This window comes from Streptomyces indicus (assembly GCF_900100315.1).
Lineage (GTDB): Bacteria > Actinomycetota > Actinomycetes > Streptomycetales > Streptomycetaceae > Streptomyces > Streptomyces indicus.
Map to the genome: position 1 here is coordinate 104070 of NZ_FNFF01000011.1, position 16957 is coordinate 121026.

Genomic DNA, 16957 nt, shown 5'->3' on the forward strand with positions numbered 1-16957 from the left:
GCGCTACGTCACCGCGCCACGAACTGCGTGAGAATCGCCTGCACTTCGTAAATATTGACCCCCTTGGTGAAGGTCTTCTCGATCGGCGTCGCGCTGCCAGAGACCCAGATCTTCAGCTCGGCGTCCAGGTCGAAGTGTCCGGCCGTCTCCACCGCGAAGTGCGTGATGGAGCGGTACGGCAGCGAGTGGTACTCGACCTTCTTGCCCGTGAGCCCCTGCTTGTCGATCAGGATCATGCGCCGGTCGGTCAGCAGGATGGCGTCCCGTATCAGCTGATAGGCACCGTAGATCTGCTCGCCCTGGCCGAGCAGCCGTGCGTACTCCTGGGCGGCCTTGCCCGGGTCGATGGTGTGCGCGTTGCCGAACAGTGCCACTGAAGTCCCCGTCTGTCGTCTTCCGCGGCCTCCGTGGACCGCTTGCCTGGTTGTTCAGTGAACGGGGGAGTTCGTACGGGAGTTCCCCAGCTCGTGCGTCACCCACTGGTAGTGGCCGAAGGCCCGCGCCAGGCCGAACAGCCCGGTGAGCCAGACCAGGGTCCCGGTCCCGAGCGTGAGCACCGCCTCGTACGCCGAGCGGGCCGCGTACGCTCCCGCGAACGCCGTGTACAGGCCGAGGGCGCACGGCACGAAGGACACGAGAAGCCAGATCAGACTGGCCCCGGGCGCCCGGACCTCTCGGTCCGTGACGGGCTCGGGGGCCAACTCGGTCCACTGCCGGGCCAGTTCCCCTGCCCTTCGGTCCTTGCGCAGGGCGAACACCAGGATCAGCACGGCCCCCGCGAGGGCGGCGAGCCCGAGCACCCCGCAGACGGGCCCCATGACGATCACCATGGCGTCCTCGTCCGCGATCATCTTCAGCGGCAGCGTCACCAGCCCCCACCCCAGCACCGCGAGCGCCCCGACCCCCCACAGCCCGGCCAGCCGCCCACCCCCGAGCCTGCCCCTGCGCACCGCGCGCAGCGCCCGCACCCGGTCCTCGAGGAGCGCCTCGTGGGTGGGCCAGGTGGATATGTGGGTGGGTGGGGGTGGGGGTGGGAGAGGCATGGTCGCGTCCGTCGGGGTCGGTTGGCCGTTTCGGTCCCGTCGACCGTATCGGCCGCAGGCCGACGGACCGAACCCGGTGATCGATTCCACACCGTCCGCACCCCTGGCGGCCGCCGTCGCTGTCGTATGCCGTTGCTAGTGTGACGCAAGTGGACTGCGGGGGACCGTAGTTGACGGCCACGACATGGGGGACGTGATGAGCGGCGAAGGGGCACAGCCACGCCTGCGGGCGTCCGGCGACCGGCTCACCAAGCTCGCCGAGGACCTCGACGACATGCAGAGCTACCTCGACAAGCAGGTCAGACGCATGGACGAGATCGTCGACAGCATCGAGGCGGGCTGGCGCGGTCCGGCCGCGAAGGCCTACCGGGACCTGCACCGTGGCGCGGCCGAGGACGCCGTACGCATCCGCATGGTGATCCAACGCCTGGAACAGGCGGTACGCCTCAGCCGTGACGGCTTCTCGGAACAGGACCTCGACGTCATGGAACGGCTGCGGCAGGTCCAGTCCGAGACGGACGTGAAGGCGGAGGCCGCAGAGCTGTCGACGCCGAACACCGAGCCGCCGGCCCAGCCGCGCAGCCGGATCGCCGATTTCTGAGGACGGGGGAGACGGATATGGCGGACGACGAGCACATAACAGTCGACTTCGCGACGCTTCAGAGGCTGTCCGGCGACCTGGAGGACATCCTCAAGAAGCTGAACGAGCAGCTCGACCTGCTGTACGGCCGGGCCGAGAAGGTCGTACTGACCTGGGAGGGCGAGGCGCGCGAGGTCTTCATCGACGAGCTCGACAAGTGGGACCACTCGGCGCAGGACCTGAAGGCGACACAGCGGTGGCTTCAGGAGGTCGTCATCAACGGGCACATCAATTACGCGGCGGCACACCAGGCCGTGCTGCGGGGCTGGGGCGCCGCCTGATGGCCACCCCGCCGCCCTCCCCGTCGGCGAACGGGGGCTTCGACGTGCAGCCGGTGCACGTCCATCACGCGTCGGACCTGGTGAAGGACGCGCAGTTCAACCATTCGGACCGGGCGTTCGCCCTCATCGACGTACTGAACAAGTACAACCAGTCCGCAGGGACCGGCCGAGGCGCGGATGCCTTCGCCGACGCCTACCAGGATGTGGTGGCGAAGTTCCTGGAAGCGTGGGCCCGCAGCGTGGTGAGCGCCGGCGGAGCAGCCGTGGGTCTGAACCACACGGCCAATCACTACGTTCTCGCCGAGTGGCAGGCGGGCGGAGGCAAGGGCGCGCAGCCGCGGTCCAAGCCGGAACCGGTGGTCATCACCAAGGCCCGCTACGGGCCCGTCAACCCCGTCAAATGGTCGGGCACCGGCGAGGACGTGGACTCCTGGTGGATCTCGGGCGTCATAGGCGAGTTCCCCGACTTCCTCGCGGACGTCATCCGGCCTGCCATCGAGGAGGGCCTGCGTCTCGGAAAGGTCCACGAGATCACCCCGGGCATCAAGGAGGACGAGGTCCGGGACATGGCCAAGGCGTGGCGCAAGAGCGCGTCCGACGCGGCGAAGGTCTCGGACGAGTTCAACGCCGCCATCGCCGGCATCACCGACCCGAAGGACCGAGGCGAATGGCAGGCCGCCATGCGCGCCTTCGGGCAGACCATCTGGGGCACCACGGCGTGGGGCCGCCAGCTGGATGCGGCAGGCCAGCGCAGCCAGACGGGACGCCAGTGGCGGACCAGCAAGGACGTGACGCCGGACAAACGGCGGCCGATCATCGAGGTGCTGAAGAAGTCGGCGGAGGAGATCGCGGACATCCTCGAGCATCTGTGCAATGTCGGGGACAAGACCACCGCGTTCACGAGCCAGGCAGGCATCAACGCGGCGAAGGCCACTGCCTCGGAGCTCACCGAACTGAGCTTCTCGAACCTGACCAAGCTCGCGGTCGGCGGGATCATCGGCCGGATCGTGCTCTCCTTCCGGTCCCACATGGACAAGGAAGGCGTCGACAGGGTCGTCGAGGAGTACCACAGGGAGTTCACCGAGGCCGCGACCAAGATCAAGGCTCTGCTCCCCGAACTCGAGATCGCGATCACGAGCGCCCCGACGTACCGGGCCGAGATCGCCCGCGCCCACGCCTTCGGTGCCCGCTCGCTCAACGAGTTCAAGAAGGAGCACCGATGGCAGATCGGAGACGAGAGTCCTTTCCCGTATGTGTACTCGCTCGACTTGGCGTCGAGTGAAGGGATCAGCGGCGGCCACACCATCGACAAGCATGTGGGCAAGACGGACGAGCAGCTGCTGCAGAGAATCAGGGATGAGCAGAAGGCAAGCGGGAAGTTCGGTGTTCTCACCTCTTCGTCCTTCTACGATCTCGAATCGGCGCAGAAATACACTCAGTACAACATCCGGGAGAACACGCCGGACATCCAGGAATGGCTCAAGAATCCACCGCCTGCCGAGAAGTACCTCGTCATCGACGTCCCTTCGGTGCCGAACGAGGGGCCGCTCGCCGGTTCGGCCGTCACCGGACGTACGGTCATTGCGGACAAGGACAACGGCACGGTGAGCCCCGCCGCGGATGCGCACGGTGTGACGACGCGGCTCAAGTACGACGAGGATCTCGACCCGCCCTTCGCGGTCTACACCTCGGCACCGGAATAGGAATGTGGCATGGCGGAAGACCAGCTGGACGGGCAGGCCTGGTCCGAGGCGCTCAAGCTCTACGAGTGGATCTCCACGTTCGTCGGCGTCGCTCCGCGCGCGCACGAAGAATGGTGGCTGGATGTCGGGGCGATCATGCGCCTCGAGACCCGGGACCCGCGCGGATGGGAGTCCATCGATCCTTTCGAGGGAGAGGAAGAGCGTCTGGACGATCCGCTCTATCCCTGGCTGGCCACGCCGGCTGCGGCCGAGGATGCGGAGCACTACCAGGCGCGGGTGAAGGAGCTTCCCCGCTCCTCGGTGAGGTCGCTGCTCGTCCTGCTCGGGGTGGGCCGCAGCCTCACCGATCTCTCCAGGCTGCCGGGCTGGGAGCAGCGCAGGCCGGCAGAGGAACGCCGAGCCGGCGTCATCCTGTCGCGTTTCCCTGAGGGCACCCGCTTCTACACGAACCTCGGATGGACGGGCGACCAGCCGGATTTCTACCAACAGCCCACCCGGGCCCACAACTCCTTCAGTCAATGCGACTGGGATCCGGGGCTCATTGCCGTGAACGATGACGAAGTCGCCGTCATCTGGACCTTGATGAACGAATGAAGCCCTCCTAGCCAGGACAGCGCATGCTCACCAGATCCGCCACCTACCCCGACCGCGAAACCGCCCAGTGGGCCACCCAGCAGGTCGTGACCCGCAACGAACAGCGCATCCACCGCTGGCTCGCCCAGGACGCCCGCCCCCGCCTCACCATCGAGGCCGCGTGGCCCTCCCGCGAGGAGCCCGTGGGCCGCGTGCTGCTCCAGGCGATGATGCTGGCCGGCCGCGACCCCGTGGACGTTCGCGCCGCCCGCGTCGTGCTCCGGCGCGAACCGGACAGCCCGCACGGCTTCGTCGTGCTCACCACCGTCCCGATCTACCTCTAGGAATACGCGCCGTGCCGATGAAGCCCCTCGAATTCGACCGCCGCTACGGCGAGTTGGACCAGGTGATCAGCGCGTACCTCGGCATGCCCGCCGACGACGAGCCCGACAAGCCGAGCGAGGCCTTGCAGGCCTACCTCCGCCACACCTGGCTCACCCGCCCCTGGGCCCTGGCCACGGCGGAGACCCAGCTGCGCGAGTACGCCCGCAACCCTCCGGGCCGCCTGCGCCTCGGCCTCGGCGAGTTCTACCCGGTCCCGGACGTAGGCCTGCCCGAATCCGCCATCCAGGACTGGCTGTTCGTGCTCGCCGACCACATCAAGGCGAGCATCGAGTCGGGCACGGTCCCGCCCGCGTCCATGCCCCGCACCCACTGGGAGTGGCACGCCCGCTTCCCCGAACTCGGCCAGTTCCTGGGCGGCTGGTTCTCGCAGGACATGCCGGACGAGTTCGAGGACCACGAGGCGGCCGTACGCGACTACGCCTCCACGACCGACCCGCACCTGACCGCCCGCCTCACCGGCGAGATCCACGAACTCCTCGCCCTGCGCCTGGAGGAGTCGGATTACGCGCTCGCGGTGGCGGAGCTGGGGATGGAGGTGGATCCGCCGGGGCCGGACGGCTCGAGTGGGTGGCTGGCGGCGGTTGCGCAGCAACTGGCCGAGCCCCGGGCCGACTACGGTCCGCCTCCGCAGGGCGACTGAGACGTGCCGGGACAGGACCGGGGCCCGTCCCAGGCCCGGTGGGAGAGTGCCGTGCGCACGGTTCTCGGCGCCTGCGATTTCGCGTCCGTGGGACCCCGGCGGCACAAGGACTGGGCGCAGGACGTGACCGCGGTCATGGCCAGGAGCGTCGAAGACCCCCGTTCCTGGCGAGGGCACGACCTCTGGCCGGCCGCAGCCCGGCCCGGCGGGGCCGGGCCCTCGTACCCCTTCGTCCCGTACGAGGCCGGCGAACTCCGCCAGTATCTGTATCCCTTGCGGCCCGAGCCCGCCGCATGGCGGCTCATCTCCCTGCTCGACGCTGGGTTCGACGCGACCCGTATCCCCGACATCGAGGGGCGCAGGTACGAGTTGCTGGGCGAGGCCCGGTGCGTGCTCGGCCGCTTCGGCCCGCACGCCGACTTCTACACGAACTTCGACGACTTCTTCGAGGAAGCGGACAGCAATCCCATGAGGCCGCAGGGCTCCTTCGAGTGCATCGGTGAGCTCGATCTGGACTGCGGCCTGGTGGCGGTGTCCGACGACGAGGTCGGCGTCTTCTGGTCCTTCGCCGAGCTGTGAGCGTGCCGCGCCGTACACCCTCAGGCCGGCCTCGACACCGTGTCACAACCAGCCCCCCTCCCTCGTCCCGAAGATGACCCCCCTTCGTGGACCAAGGAGTGAAGAACGATGCACGTCACCCTCTGGATCATCACCGCCCTCCTCGCCGCCGCCTACTTCTTCGGCGGGGCCGGGAAGCTCGTGCTCGCCAAGGAGCGGATCGCCGCCTTCGGGCCCAGTGCCGAGTGGGTCCATGACTTCAGTGCCGCGGGCGTCAAGGGCATCGGGGCCGTCGAGGTGCTGGCCGCGGTCGGACTGATCCTGCCCGCCGTCACAGGTATCGCGCCCGTGCTCGTGCCGACGGCCGCCGTCGGGCTCGTGCTCCTGATGGCCGGGGCGGCCGTCGTGCGGTTCCGGCGCGGGGAGATGAAGCTCGTGGCCGTCGATCTCGTGTATCTGGTGCTCGCGGCCTTCGTGGCCTGGGGGCGGTTCGGGCCCGAGGCGTTCACCGCGTGAGGCGGGGCCCTCCGGTCGGTTCGGCGCCGACCGGATCGGCCGGTACACCTCACACCACCCGCGTAGCCCCCGCGAACGGCATCGAGTCCACCGGCGCCAGCCGCACCGGCGCGGACGGGTTCGGGGCGTGGATCATCTGGCCGCCGCCCACGTAGATGCCGACGTGGCTGATGCCCGAGTAGAAGAACACCAGGTCGCCCGGGGCGAGTTCGCCGCGGGACACCCGCTGGCCCGCGTTGATCTGCGTGTACGTCGTCCGCGGGAGCGAGACGCCCGCCGAGCGGTACGCCGCCTGTGTCAGGCCCGAGCAGTCGAAGGCGTTCGGGCCCGCGGCGCCCCATACGTACGGGCTGCCGAGGGCGCTGTAGGCGAAGGAGACGGCCTGCGCGGCGCGGGCGTTCGGGGCCTTCAGGGAGCCGCGCGGCATCTCGCGCGAGGCGCGTGCGCCGGACGTGTCGGATGTACCGGGTGCGCCGGGCTCGCCCGCCGCGTACGAGGCCTGCTGCTCGGGGGAGAGGGAAGCGAGCAGTTCCCGTGCCTTGTCGAGCTTCTTGGTGATCTGCGTCTTGTGGCGCTTCAACTCCGCCTGGTGGTCCTGGAGTTCGTCGAAGCGGTCCGCCGCGGCCGAGCGCAGCTGCTCGAGTTCGCGGAGCTGTTCGCGTACACCCTTGATCTCGTTGGCGTGCCGGCCCGCAGTCTGCTCGCCGCGCGAGACGCGGTCGAGGAACTCCTCGGGGTCGTCGGCCAGGGCCAGCTGCACCGTGGGGTCGATGCTGCCGGAACGGTACTGCTCCGTCGCCGCACGGCCGAGCGCCGTACGCGCCTCGTCCAGTTTCGCCGTCTTGCGGGCGGCCTCGTCCTGCAGCTCGTTGATCGCGCCCCGGGCCTTCCTGGCCTTCTCGCGCGCTCCGTTGTACTGCTCGGTGGCGACCTCCGCCTCGTGGTAGAGCTTGTCGACCTTCGCCTTCACCTGGGCCGGCGTGAGCCGGGGGTCCGCCTGGACCGAGCCCTCGAACAGGGTCGTGGACGCGGCGCCGGCGAGCGCCAGGGTCAGTGCGGTACGTGCGGTGTTGCCGGTGAGCGAGCCGGTGAACGAGCCGGTGAGCGAACGCGGTTTGGGCTTGCGATGCGCGGCCAACCTCAGACACATCCTTACGCGTCCGGCGGCGACCCGCACAGGGGGAGCGGGCCGCCGCCGGACCTCTCGGCGGTAGTGACCGACTGTCGTCCGGATGGGGCTCGGACGGCGGTGGGGAGCCGGTCACCGGTCAAGGACGCTAAACCTCTCCGTCACGGCCTGGTGACGGAAAGTGCGGAAGTGGTCTTTCGGGTGAGGGTGTTGACCGGTTCCGGTGCGGCGGGATGTGCCATGTGGTCGCGGGATGCGGTGAGTTGACCGTTGCGTCTGAAGTGTCGGGGCGCGGGTGGGTTTTGTGGTATGGGCGGCAGGGAGGGGTTGGAGGCGGAGAGCCCCGGACCGGAAAAGGTGAGCAACTGTCTTGTTTTCAGTATTCCCATGGCGCCTACCCGCCAGTAAATACCTCGGGTAACACCTCACTCGGGGAGACGCCATGCAGCGCATCAGACCCAGCACCCGCCGTACCGCCCTGGCCGTCGCCGCGGCCACCGCCCTGCTCGGCCTCGCCGTCCCCGCGGCGGGCGCGGCCCCGGACGCAACAGCCGGGACCGCCGCGGAGGCCGGCGCCGCCGCCCCGGCCGCAGCCGCCCCCGCCGCGGAGACCGGAGCCGCCGCGAGCACCCCCCTCCCGCCCGAACTCGAGAAGATCCGCGCCGCCGAGGCCGTGAAGCTCTACGGCGACCCCGCCGAACGCCCCCTCGACCAGCGCAAGTCCGCGCTCATCTCGCTCGGCGACAGCGAGATCAGCGGTGAGGGCGTCGGCACGTACGAGCCGCCGACCAACGGCCCGGACAACTGGTGCCACCGCTCGCCCGACGCGGCCGTCCACCGCACCGGCATCGCCGCCGACGTCACGTACAACGTCTCCTGCTCGGGCGCCTACAGCGGCAACATCCGGATCGGCGGCAGCAAGCAGTACGCCGACGAGCTCGTGCAGAGCGACAGCCTCGCCATCAAGGCCCGCAACACGAAGATCAAGATGGTGCTGCTCGTCGCGGGCGCCAACGACGACCTCCAGTTCGGGCCCGTCATGACGGACTGCGTCACGCGCTTCATCCTGCTCCAGGGGCCCTGCGCACCCAAGTACGCGGGCGGCTGGCAGGCCCGCGTGGACGCCCTCGTGCCCAAGGTCGAGCAGACCGTGCGCGACCTGCGCACCACGATGCGCGGCGCCGGCTACGCCGACGGCGACTACAAGCTGGTCGTCATGGGCTACCCGAGCCCCATCGGGCCCGACTTCCGTGACAACCCGGCCTTCCCCGGCAAGCTCGCCTGCGGCGGCATGGGCTACGACTCCGACACCGTCTGGGGCCGCAACACCGCCGTCCCCGCCTTCGAACGCGGCATGCGCAAGGTCGCGCAGAGCACCGGAGCCACGTATCTCGACAACTCGCGGCTCTTCCACGGCCACGAGGTCTGCATGGAGGACCCCTGGGCCCGCGGTCTGTACGTGGACCTCAGCAAGCCGGGCCTGCCGGACTCGAACTCCGTGCGCCAGTCCTTCCACCCCAACGCCCGCGGGCACGCGGCCTTCGCCTCCTGCCTCACCCAGCTCTACAACTCGGGTCTGAAGGAAGCGAGTTGTGCGGACGTCAACTCGAGCGGCAGGCCAGTCCTGTTCCCGCTCGCCTGGGACGACGTCTACCAGCCGCTCAGGAACGCCGGCACCGGCAACTGCCTCGACGTGGACGGCTCCACCAGCGCCAACGGCACCCGCGTCCTCGGCTGGGACTGCGCGGGGACCCGCAACCAGACCTGGTGGTACGACTCCGCACGCCAGACCGTCATGACGGGCCTCACCCAGGACCGCTGCCTGGACACCTCCGACGCCACCTACCAGGCGGGCGCGGGCCTGGTGATCTGGAACTGCCACGGCGGCACGCACCAGAAGTTCGTCCGCGACGGCGCCACCCTGCGGCCCGCGGCGGCCACCGGGATGTGCCTGACGCAGGCGGCGGCGAAGAGCCAGATCCGGTTGCAGAAGTGCGACGGGTCGGCGGCCCAGAGGTTCACGGGCTAGCCCGTCCGGCCAGGGCAGCGTCCAGGGCCGGGGCCACCTCCGGGTGCTGCTCAGGCACCCTCTAGGCTCCGGCCCATGGACGTACTCATCAACGTGTTCGTCGCGCTGCACATCATCGGCATCGCCTCGCTCCTCGGCGGATTCCTCACGCAGATGAAGGCGATCGGCGAGGGCACCGCGCGCTTCACCCCGGCGATGCTGCACGGCGCGCTCACCATGCTCGTCACGGGCATCGCGCTGGTCGGCCTCAACCAGGCCGACGACCAGACGGTCAACAACATCAAGATCGGCGTGAAGCTCGCGATCCTGATCGTGATCCTCGGCCTCGTCTACGTGAAGCGGGACGAGGAGAAGGTCGACAAGGGGATGTTCGCGGCGGTCGGCGCTCTGACCACCGCGAACATTTTCATCGCGACGTTGTGGACGTGAGCGCGCCGTCAGCGCACCGTGCTCCGCCGCTCCGCGGCGGGGAGAGGTTGGGGGGGCTGACGCCCCCCGGACCCCGGCCCCGGCTCTCCGCGTATCACGCCGGGCGTACGACGCTGTGGATCGGCATGTAGTAGATCGACTCGGTCCGCACGTTGGCGCCCGGCTTCGGTGCGTGGATCATCTCGCCGTTGCCGATGTAGATGCCCACGTGGCTGATGTCGTCGTAGAAGAAGACCAGGTCACCGGGCTTGGCGTTCTCGACCGTGACGGTCGTGCCCACCTTCACCTGGTCCCAGGTGGTGCGCGGCAGTGAGATCCCGGCCTGCGCCCAGGCCTTCTGCGTCAGACCGGAGCAGTCGTACGAGTCGGGGCCGGCCGCGCCCCACACGTACGGCTTGCCGATCTGGGTCTCCGCCCAGGCGATGACCTTCTCGGCCTTCGCCGCGTAGGAGTCGCCCGCGTCAGCGCCGCCGTCACCGGAGGCCGGCGGCTCGGCCGGTTCCTCGGCGGCCTCCTCCTTCGCGGCCTCTTCCTTCGCTGCCTCCTCGGCCGCCCGCCGCTTCGCCTCCTCCTCGGCGGCCTGCTTGCGGGCCAGCTCCTCGGCCTTGCGCTTGGCCTCTGCCTCGCGCTGCCGCTCCAGCTCGGCCAGCCGCTTCTTCTCCTCCTCCGTCAGCTTCGACAGGAGCTCACGCGCCTCGCCCAGCTTCTGCTGCACGTCCTGCTTGCTGGTCTTGAGCTCGCTCTCCGTGTCGGTGAGCTGCGCGAGGGAGTCCGTGGCCTCGTCCCGCTTGTCGTTCGCCTGCGTCTGGAGCGTCTTGAAGTCCTCGACGGCCTTGTGCTGCCGGCCGGAGAGCTGCCCCATGAGCTGGCGCTGGGCGAAGTAGTCGTCGGGGTTGTCCGAGAGCAGCAGGACGGCGGCGTCGGAGGCGCTGCCGTTGCGGTACTGCGCGGCGGCGATCTGCCCGAGCTCGCGCCGGGCGTCGTTCACCTTCTCGGTGCGCTCGGCGACCTCGTCCTGGAGATCGTTCAGCTTCTCGCGCTGCTGCCCGGAGCGCTCCTTGGCGAGGTTGTACTTCTGCGTGGCGGTGCCGGCCTCGCGGTACAGCTCGTCGACCTTCTTCTGCACCTCCTCGAGGGAGGGCTTGTCCGGCTCGGCGGGCGCGGCGTTCGCGGTCTGCGCGAGCAGGGCGACCGAGGTGAGGGCGGCCGAGGTGATCCCGACGGCGTGCGAGGTACGTATTCGACTGGTCCGCGGCTTGCGGTGCGACGCCAAGGCAGGCGCTCCTTCCGACTGACGCCTACCGGGTTAGCTGTCGGGTTCGGACGCGGAAAGGTCTGCCCTACGGAACGGGTGGGGGCCGTCCCGATTCACCCCAAGGTCTGGTGGGTCCCCGGCTCCGGATTGCTGTGCTCGGCGCTCCGGACTCGGCGCAGGCCGCGGGTTCCCGGCGACGGTCGCCGGTGGGGGTACGCGCGGCCCGCGGAGCACGCTAGCCAACTCGTGTGGCAGCTGTGAAGGTTGATGTTCGATATGCCCGATACATTTTCGTGACCTTGGCGCATCCCGTCGTCCAGCCGCCTCCCGTACCGTCCCGAAACGGTCAGCCTGGGCGAACCCGGAACCCGCTGTCACACCGGACGCCTAGACTCGGTAGGCGATGAGCAGCCTCTTTGACGACAGTTTTCTGGCGGAGCTCCAGTCCAAGGACGGGGCCAGGGACCACAGCGCCCCGCCGCCCCCCGAGGACGAGGGCCCGGAGGAGATCCCGGCGGACTTGTTCGCCGGGAAGTTCGACGCGCCCGTGCAGCGCGACGCGTACTACCGCGACGGTGCCCCGCGCCCGGTCCTGGACGGCGCGGCCCTCCTGGACGGGCTGAACGAGAACCAGCGCGCGGCCGTCACGCACAGTGGCTCCCCGCTGCTCATCGTGGCCGGCGCGGGCTCCGGCAAGACCCGCGTCCTGACCCACCGCATCGCGTACCTGCTCGCCGAGCGGAATGTGCACCCGGGCCAGATCCTCGCGATCACCTTCACGAACAAGGCCGCGGGCGAGATGAAGGAGCGCGTCGAGGAGCTCGTCGGTCCGCGGGCGGGCGCGATGTGGGTGATGACCTTCCACAGCGCGTGCGTACGGATCCTGCGCCGCGAGTCGAAGAAGCTGGGCTTCACCTCCTCGTTCTCGATCTACGACGCCGCCGACTCGAAGCGCCTCATGGCGCTCGTCTGCCGCGACCTGGACCTGGACCCGAAGCGCTTCCCGCCCAAGGCCTTCAGCGCGAAGATCTCCAACCTCAAGAATGAGCTCATCGACGAGGAGGACTTCGCGAGCCAGGCCGCCGACGGCTTCGAGAAGACCCTCGCCCAGGCCTACGCGATGTACCAGGCGCGCCTGCGCGAGGCCAATGCCCTCGACTTCGACGACCTGATCATGACGACGGTCAACCTGCTGCGCGCGTTCCCGGACGTGGCCGAGCACTACCGCCGCCGCTTCCGGCACGTGATGGTCGACGAGTACCAGGACACCAACCACGCGCAGTACGCCCTGGTGCGCGAGCTGGTCGGCACCGGCGCCCACCCGGAGGACGTACCGCCGAGCGAGCACGACCTGCCGCCCGCCGAGCTCTGCGTGGTGGGTGACGCCGACCAGTCGATCTACGCCTTCCGCGGCGCCACGATCCGCAACATCCTCGACTTCGAGGAGGACTACCCGGACGCGACCACGATCCTGCTGGAGCAGAACTACCGCTCCACGCAGACGATCCTCTCCGCGGCCAACGCGGTCATCGAGCGCAACGAGTCGCGCCGCCCGAAGAACCTGTGGACGAACGCGGGCAACGGTGCGCAGATCACCGGCTATGTCGCCGACACCGAGCACGACGAGGCCCAGTTCGTCGCCGACGAGATCGACCGGCTCACGGACGCGGGCGACGCGAAGGCCGGAGACGTGGCGGTCTTCTACCGTACGAACGCGCAGTCCCGTGTCTTCGAAGAGGTCTTCATCCGCGTCGGCCTGCCCTACAAGGTCGTCGGCGGCGTCCGCTTCTACGAGCGCAAGGAAGTCCGGGACGTCCTCGCGTATCTCCGCGTCCTCGCCAACCCCGAGGACAGCGTCCCGCTGCGCCGCATCCTCAATGTGCCCAAGCGCGGCATCGGCGAGCGCGCCGAAGCCATGATCGACGCCCTCTCCCTGCGCGAGAAGATCACCTTCCCGCAGGCACTGGTCCGCGTGGACGAGGCGTACGGCATGGCGGCCCGCTCCACCAACGCCGTGAAGCGCTTCAACACGCTGATGGAGGAGCTCCGTACGATCGTGGAATCCGGCGCGGGCCCGGCCACCGTCCTGGAAGCCGTGCTCGAACGGACGGGATATCTGGCCGAGTTGCAGGCCTCCACCGACCCGCAGGACGAGACCCGCATCGAGAACCTTCAGGAACTCGCCGCCGTGGCCCTGGAGTTCGAGCAGGAGGCGGAAGACGGCGAGACAGGGACGCTGGCCGACTTCCTGGAGCGCGTCGCCCTCGTCGCCGACTCCGACCAGATCCCCGACGAGGACGAGGACGGCTCGGGCGTCATCACGCTGATGACCCTGCACACCGCCAAGGGCCTCGAATTCCCCGTCGTCTTCCTGACGGGCATGGAGGACGGCGTCTTCCCGCACATGCGCGCCCTCGGCCAAACCAAGGAACTGGAGGAGGAGCGCCGCCTCGCGTACGTGGGCATCACGCGCGCCCGCGAGCGCCTCTACCTCACCCGCTCCACTCTGCGCAGCGCCTGGGGCCAGCCCTCGTACAACCCGCCCTCGCGCTTCCTGGAGGAGATCCCCGCCCAGCACCTGGAGTGGAAGCGCACCGGCGCCAAGCTCGGCGCCCCGGTGGGCAAGGGCCCGGCCGCCTCGGTGGCCACCTCGCTCTCCTCGTCGATGAACGCACGCGCCTCCCGCGGCGGCCCCTCCGGCTTCGCCACGGGCCGCGCCGGCGACAAGCCGGTGGTCTCGCTCGCGGTCGGTGACCGGGTCACGCACGACCAGTTCGGGCTCGGCACGGTCGTCGGCGTCGAGGGCGCGGGCGACAAGGCGCGCGCCACGATCGACTTCGGCGACGCCAAGCCGAAGGTGCTGCTGCTGCGGTACGCGCCGGTGGAGAAGCTGTAGCGAAGGCACCGCGGGTGCCGCGGATACGGGAATGGGGTGGCCTCCTGGTGGAGGTCACCCCGTTCGCTTGATATCGGGCCCGGTCAGGCCGGGTTGAGTCCGTGGTTGCGCAGCCACGGCAGCGGGTCGATCGCCGAGCCGCCCGCCGGGCGCACCTCGAAGTGCAGGTGCGGGCCGGTGGAGTTGCCGGAGTTCCCGGAGTACGCGATCACATCGCCGGCCTTGACCGAACCGCTGCGGATCTTCGTGCTCGACAGGTGGCAGTACCAGGTCTCGGTGCCGTCGGGCGCCGTCACTATGGCCATGTTCCCGTACGCGCCGTTCCACTGCGTACGCACGGTGCCGTCCGTCGCCGCGAGCACCTCGGTGCCGTACGCGACGGGGAAGTCGATGCCCGAGTGCACGGACATCCAGTTCACGCCGGCCTGCCCGTAGTACGCGCTGAGCCCGTGCTGCTTGACCGGCAGCGAGAACTTGGGGCGCAGCGCCTCCTTGCGGGCGGCCTCCTCGGCCTTGCGCTTGCGCTCGGCCTCCTGGCGTTCCTTGAGGTCGATGCGCTCCTGCGTGCGGCTGGCGCGGTCGGCGAACTCGTTGGCGTCCGCGGAGAGTTCGGTGAGCTGGGTGTCCAGCTTGTTGTTCGCGGCTGCGGTCTCGACCGAGCTGGGGTCGGGCGCGGCCTGCGTCTTCGGCTCCTCGGTGCCGCCCATCGAACCGACGACGGAGGCGGCGGCGATCCCGGTCACGCCCAGCGCACACACCGAGGGCACGGCCACGGTCAGCAGCGCGGAACGCTTGGCGGGGGTGCGGCGCCGGCCGCGCGAGCCGCCGGAGCGCGGCGGGCGGGGGCTGTGCGCCACGCGTACCGGCTCGGGCTCGGGCTCGGACTCGTCGAAAGAGTCGTCGTGGCCGTGGCCGTGGCCGTGGCCGTGGTCGTGGTCGGCGGTCACCGGGCCGTCGAGGAGTTCGGTCTCGCCGTAGACCCCGTCGAAGTCATCGCCTTCGCGGGTTTCGTACGGGGTGTTGACGGCGGGGGTCTCGTACGAGGCGGGCTCGAAGGAGCCGGTTTCGTAGGAGGTGCTGTCGTACGAGGCGGCCTCGAAGGAAGTGGTCTCGAAGGAGGCGGTCTCGAAGGAGGCGGTCTCGAAGGTGGTGGCCTCGGTGCCGGTCTCGTACGCGGTGTCCGTACCCGCGGAGTTCCAGGCGGTGGCGTCGTACGTGCCGGTGTCCGCGTAGCCGTACGCGCCGGTCGTCTGCCAGTGGCCGGTGGTGTCCCACTGCTCGGCGCTCTGCGGGCCGGGCTGCGCAGGGATGTCCCCGAGCGCCTGGTATCCGGCACTCGCCCACATGGCGGTCGTGTCGTAGCCGCCGGTGTCGTAACTGCCGTCGCTGTAACCGCCGGTGTGCTGGGCGGCGTACGGGTCCTGGGCGGACGCGCCGTCCGTGCCGTAGGCGGGGGTCTGCACCGCGGTCCACTGGGAGCTGTCCCACTGGCCGCTCCGGCCCGCGTCATACGCGCCGGGCAGGGCCCCGAAAAGGGGGTCGGAGTCGAAAGTGGTGGTGTCGAAGGCACCCGTCGCGTAGCCGCCGTGACCGGTGGCGTGGCCGTGCTGTTCGTTCACCAACTTCTCTTTCGCCTCGACAACAAGGGGGCGGAGCAGTGCGGCGACTGTACCCGGCTGTGTGCGACGCCGACAATCTTCGGCTGGTTTCGTTGGCGAGAGAAACGGGCATTCGGCCGCCTTTCGGCGGACTGCGGGCACAGCTTTGGCCTTGTGTTCGAAGAATGTTCGAGCTTTTGTTGCTCTGCGTGGGGTGCTCGGGGCGTCGGTGAGGTCCTGTGGCGGGCTCAGTTGCCGGCGGTCCGGAGATCGGTTCGACCGTCGGGATCGGTGTCGGCGTCGGCGTCGGCGTCGGCGTCGGCGTCGGCGTCGGCTTCGGCGTGGCGGTCGGCGTGGCGGTCGGCGAGGATCTCGTCGATCACATGGCGCGCCGTGGTCGCCATCCGAGGGTTGCTCTCGCGGTAGTACGACAGCTCGAGCAGCGCGATCGACAGGGCGAGCCCCCGGCCCCGTACCCAACTCGCCTCATCCGCACCGACGGCGGCGCGGAAGTCCGCACGGACCTCGGCGGGCAGCGCGTACCAGGCGGTGAGCAGGTCCACCGTCGGGTCGCCGACGCCGACCATGCCGAAGTCGATGACCGCGGCGAGCCGGCCCTCGCGCACCAGCAGGTTGCCGGGCTGCAGATCGCCGTGCATCCAGCGGTCGGGTCCGTCGTAGGGCGGCGCGTCGAGCGCCTCCTGCCAGACCGCGGCGGCGGCCGCGGTGTCGATCACGTCGGTGAGCTGCGCGAGCGCCGCGCGGGTCGCCTCGTCGCGCGGGCGCAGCGGGCCGCCCCGGGAGCAGCGCGGTGCGCCGGCGGTGTCGATCCGGCGCAGGGCCGTGATGAACCCGGCCAGATCCGCGGCCAGTTCGCGCGGCTGCGCGATCCGGCCGGGAGCGGGCGTGTCGCCGTCGAGCCAGCGGTACACCGACCACTGCCACCCGTACCCCTCGGCGGGTGCGCCCTTGGCGAGCGGTACGGGAACCGGGCAGGGCAGCTGCCGCGCGAGCTCGGGCAGCCAGCGGAACTCGCTCTCGATCTCCTCGTCCGATCCGGCGCACAGCGGCAGCCGTACGACCATGTCCGCGCCGAGCCGGTAGAGCGCGTTGACCGTCCCCGGCGAGTCCACATACGTGAGGGGCAGCCCGGACCACTGCGGGAACTGCCCGTCGACCAGCCGGCGCACGAGCGCCTCGTCGATGTCGGCCTGGTCGGCGTGCATCCTGCGCGGCTTGGACGGGGACGGGGACGGGGACGG

General features: G+C 69.8%; 17 protein-coding genes and 1 riboswitch. Of the genes, 11 read left to right on the forward strand and 6 right to left on the reverse strand.

What is annotated here, in order from left to right; all coding sequences use genetic code 11:
* Positions 1-8: 8 nt before the first annotated feature.
* Both BLT97_RS24845 and BLT97_RS24850 read right to left on the reverse strand, forming a co-directional pair.
* On the reverse strand, positions 9-374 hold the full coding sequence (locus BLT97_RS24845) for a PH domain-containing protein (RefSeq protein WP_093613871.1): 366 nt from the start codon (positions 372-374) through the stop codon (positions 9-11).
* 54 nt (positions 375-428) lie between these two features.
* On the reverse strand, positions 429-1043 hold the full coding sequence (locus BLT97_RS24850; protein ID WP_143041378.1) for a hypothetical protein: 615 nt from the start codon (positions 1041-1043) through the stop codon (positions 429-431).
* A gap of 196 nt (positions 1044-1239) precedes the next feature.
* Here BLT97_RS24850 and BLT97_RS24855 point away from each other — a divergent pair, with 196 nt between their 5' ends.
* The 8 genes from BLT97_RS24855 (at position 1240) to BLT97_RS24890 (ending at position 6359) form a co-directional block, all read left to right on the forward strand.
* Positions 1240-1644 carry a WXG100 family type VII secretion target gene (locus BLT97_RS24855; protein WP_093614084.1) on the forward strand — a complete coding sequence of 135 codons (405 nt, stop codon included), beginning with the start codon at positions 1240-1242 and terminating at the stop codon, positions 1642-1644.
* Positions 1645-1661: 17 nt separating this feature from the next.
* Positions 1662-1964, forward strand: a complete 303-nt coding sequence (locus BLT97_RS24860) for a WXG100 family type VII secretion target (RefSeq protein WP_176953882.1) — start codon at positions 1662-1664, stop codon at positions 1962-1964.
* Positions 1964-3667, forward strand: coding sequence for an RNase A-like domain-containing protein (locus BLT97_RS24865; protein WP_093613877.1), 1704 nt, complete (start codon positions 1964-1966; stop codon positions 3665-3667). The genes BLT97_RS24860 and BLT97_RS24865 overlap by 1 nt, the downstream gene beginning before the upstream one ends.
* A 9-nt stretch (positions 3668-3676) precedes the next feature.
* The gene (locus BLT97_RS24870) at positions 3677-4261 is read left to right on the forward strand and encodes a hypothetical protein (RefSeq protein WP_093613879.1); all 585 of its coding nucleotides are present in this window, start codon (positions 3677-3679) and stop codon (positions 4259-4261) included.
* 23 nt (positions 4262-4284) lie between these two features.
* Complete coding sequence (locus tag BLT97_RS24875; protein ID WP_093613881.1) at positions 4285-4584, forward strand: RNase A-like domain-containing protein; 300 nt, start codon at positions 4285-4287, stop codon at positions 4582-4584.
* An 11-nt stretch (positions 4585-4595) separates the two neighbouring features.
* Complete coding sequence (locus BLT97_RS24880) at positions 4596-5285, forward strand: contact-dependent growth inhibition system immunity protein (protein ID WP_093613883.1); 690 nt, start codon at positions 4596-4598, stop codon at positions 5283-5285.
* 51 nt (positions 5286-5336) lie between these two features.
* Positions 5337-5864, forward strand: a complete 528-nt coding sequence (locus tag BLT97_RS24885) for a hypothetical protein (RefSeq protein ID WP_093613885.1) — start codon at positions 5337-5339, stop codon at positions 5862-5864.
* A 108-nt stretch (positions 5865-5972) separates the two neighbouring features.
* Positions 5973-6359, forward strand: coding sequence for a DoxX family protein (locus BLT97_RS24890; protein WP_093613887.1), 387 nt, complete (start codon positions 5973-5975; stop codon positions 6357-6359).
* A 49-nt stretch (positions 6360-6408) separates the two neighbouring features.
* Here BLT97_RS24890 and BLT97_RS24895 read toward each other — a convergent pair whose 3' ends face one another.
* Positions 6409-7497 (reverse strand): C40 family peptidase, encoded by a 1089-nt coding sequence (locus tag BLT97_RS24895; protein WP_245769528.1) that lies wholly within the window; start codon positions 7495-7497, stop codon positions 6409-6411.
* Positions 7498-7930: 433 nt separating this feature from the next.
* Between BLT97_RS24895 and BLT97_RS24900 the strand changes: the two genes are divergently transcribed.
* A complete protein-coding gene (locus BLT97_RS24900) occupies positions 7931-9517 on the forward strand; it encodes a ricin-type beta-trefoil lectin domain protein (protein ID WP_093613891.1) in 1587 nt (528 codons plus the stop codon).
* Positions 9518-9592: 75 nt separating this feature from the next.
* The gene (locus BLT97_RS24905; RefSeq protein WP_093613893.1) at positions 9593-9946 is read left to right on the forward strand and encodes a hypothetical protein; all 354 of its coding nucleotides are present in this window, start codon (positions 9593-9595) and stop codon (positions 9944-9946) included.
* Positions 9947-10040: 94 nt separating this feature from the next.
* On the opposite strand, the gene BLT97_RS24910 is transcribed toward BLT97_RS24905, so the two are convergent.
* The gene (locus BLT97_RS24910; RefSeq protein ID WP_093613895.1) at positions 10041-11219 is read right to left on the reverse strand and encodes a C40 family peptidase; all 1179 of its coding nucleotides are present in this window, start codon (positions 11217-11219) and stop codon (positions 10041-10043) included.
* 6 nt (positions 11220-11225) lie between these two features.
* A riboswitch (cyclic di-AMP (ydaO/yuaA leader) is annotated at positions 11226-11373 on the reverse strand.
* A gap of 231 nt (positions 11374-11604) precedes the next feature.
* Here BLT97_RS24910 and pcrA point away from each other — a divergent pair.
* Positions 11605-14097, forward strand: a complete 2493-nt coding sequence (gene pcrA, locus BLT97_RS24915; protein WP_093613897.1) for a DNA helicase PcrA — start codon at positions 11605-11607, stop codon at positions 14095-14097.
* 83 nt (positions 14098-14180) lie between these two features.
* Here pcrA and BLT97_RS24920 read toward each other — a convergent pair whose 3' ends face one another.
* Both BLT97_RS24920 and BLT97_RS24925 read right to left on the reverse strand, forming a co-directional pair.
* Positions 14181-15716 (reverse strand): M23 family metallopeptidase, encoded by a 1536-nt coding sequence (locus tag BLT97_RS24920; protein WP_093613899.1) that lies wholly within the window; start codon positions 15714-15716, stop codon positions 14181-14183.
* Between the two features lie 227 nt (positions 15717-15943).
* Positions 15944-16921 carry an aminoglycoside phosphotransferase family protein gene (locus BLT97_RS24925; RefSeq protein WP_093613901.1) on the reverse strand — a complete coding sequence of 326 codons (978 nt, stop codon included), beginning with the start codon at positions 16919-16921 and terminating at the stop codon, positions 15944-15946.
* Positions 16922-16957: the final 36 nt, after the last annotated feature.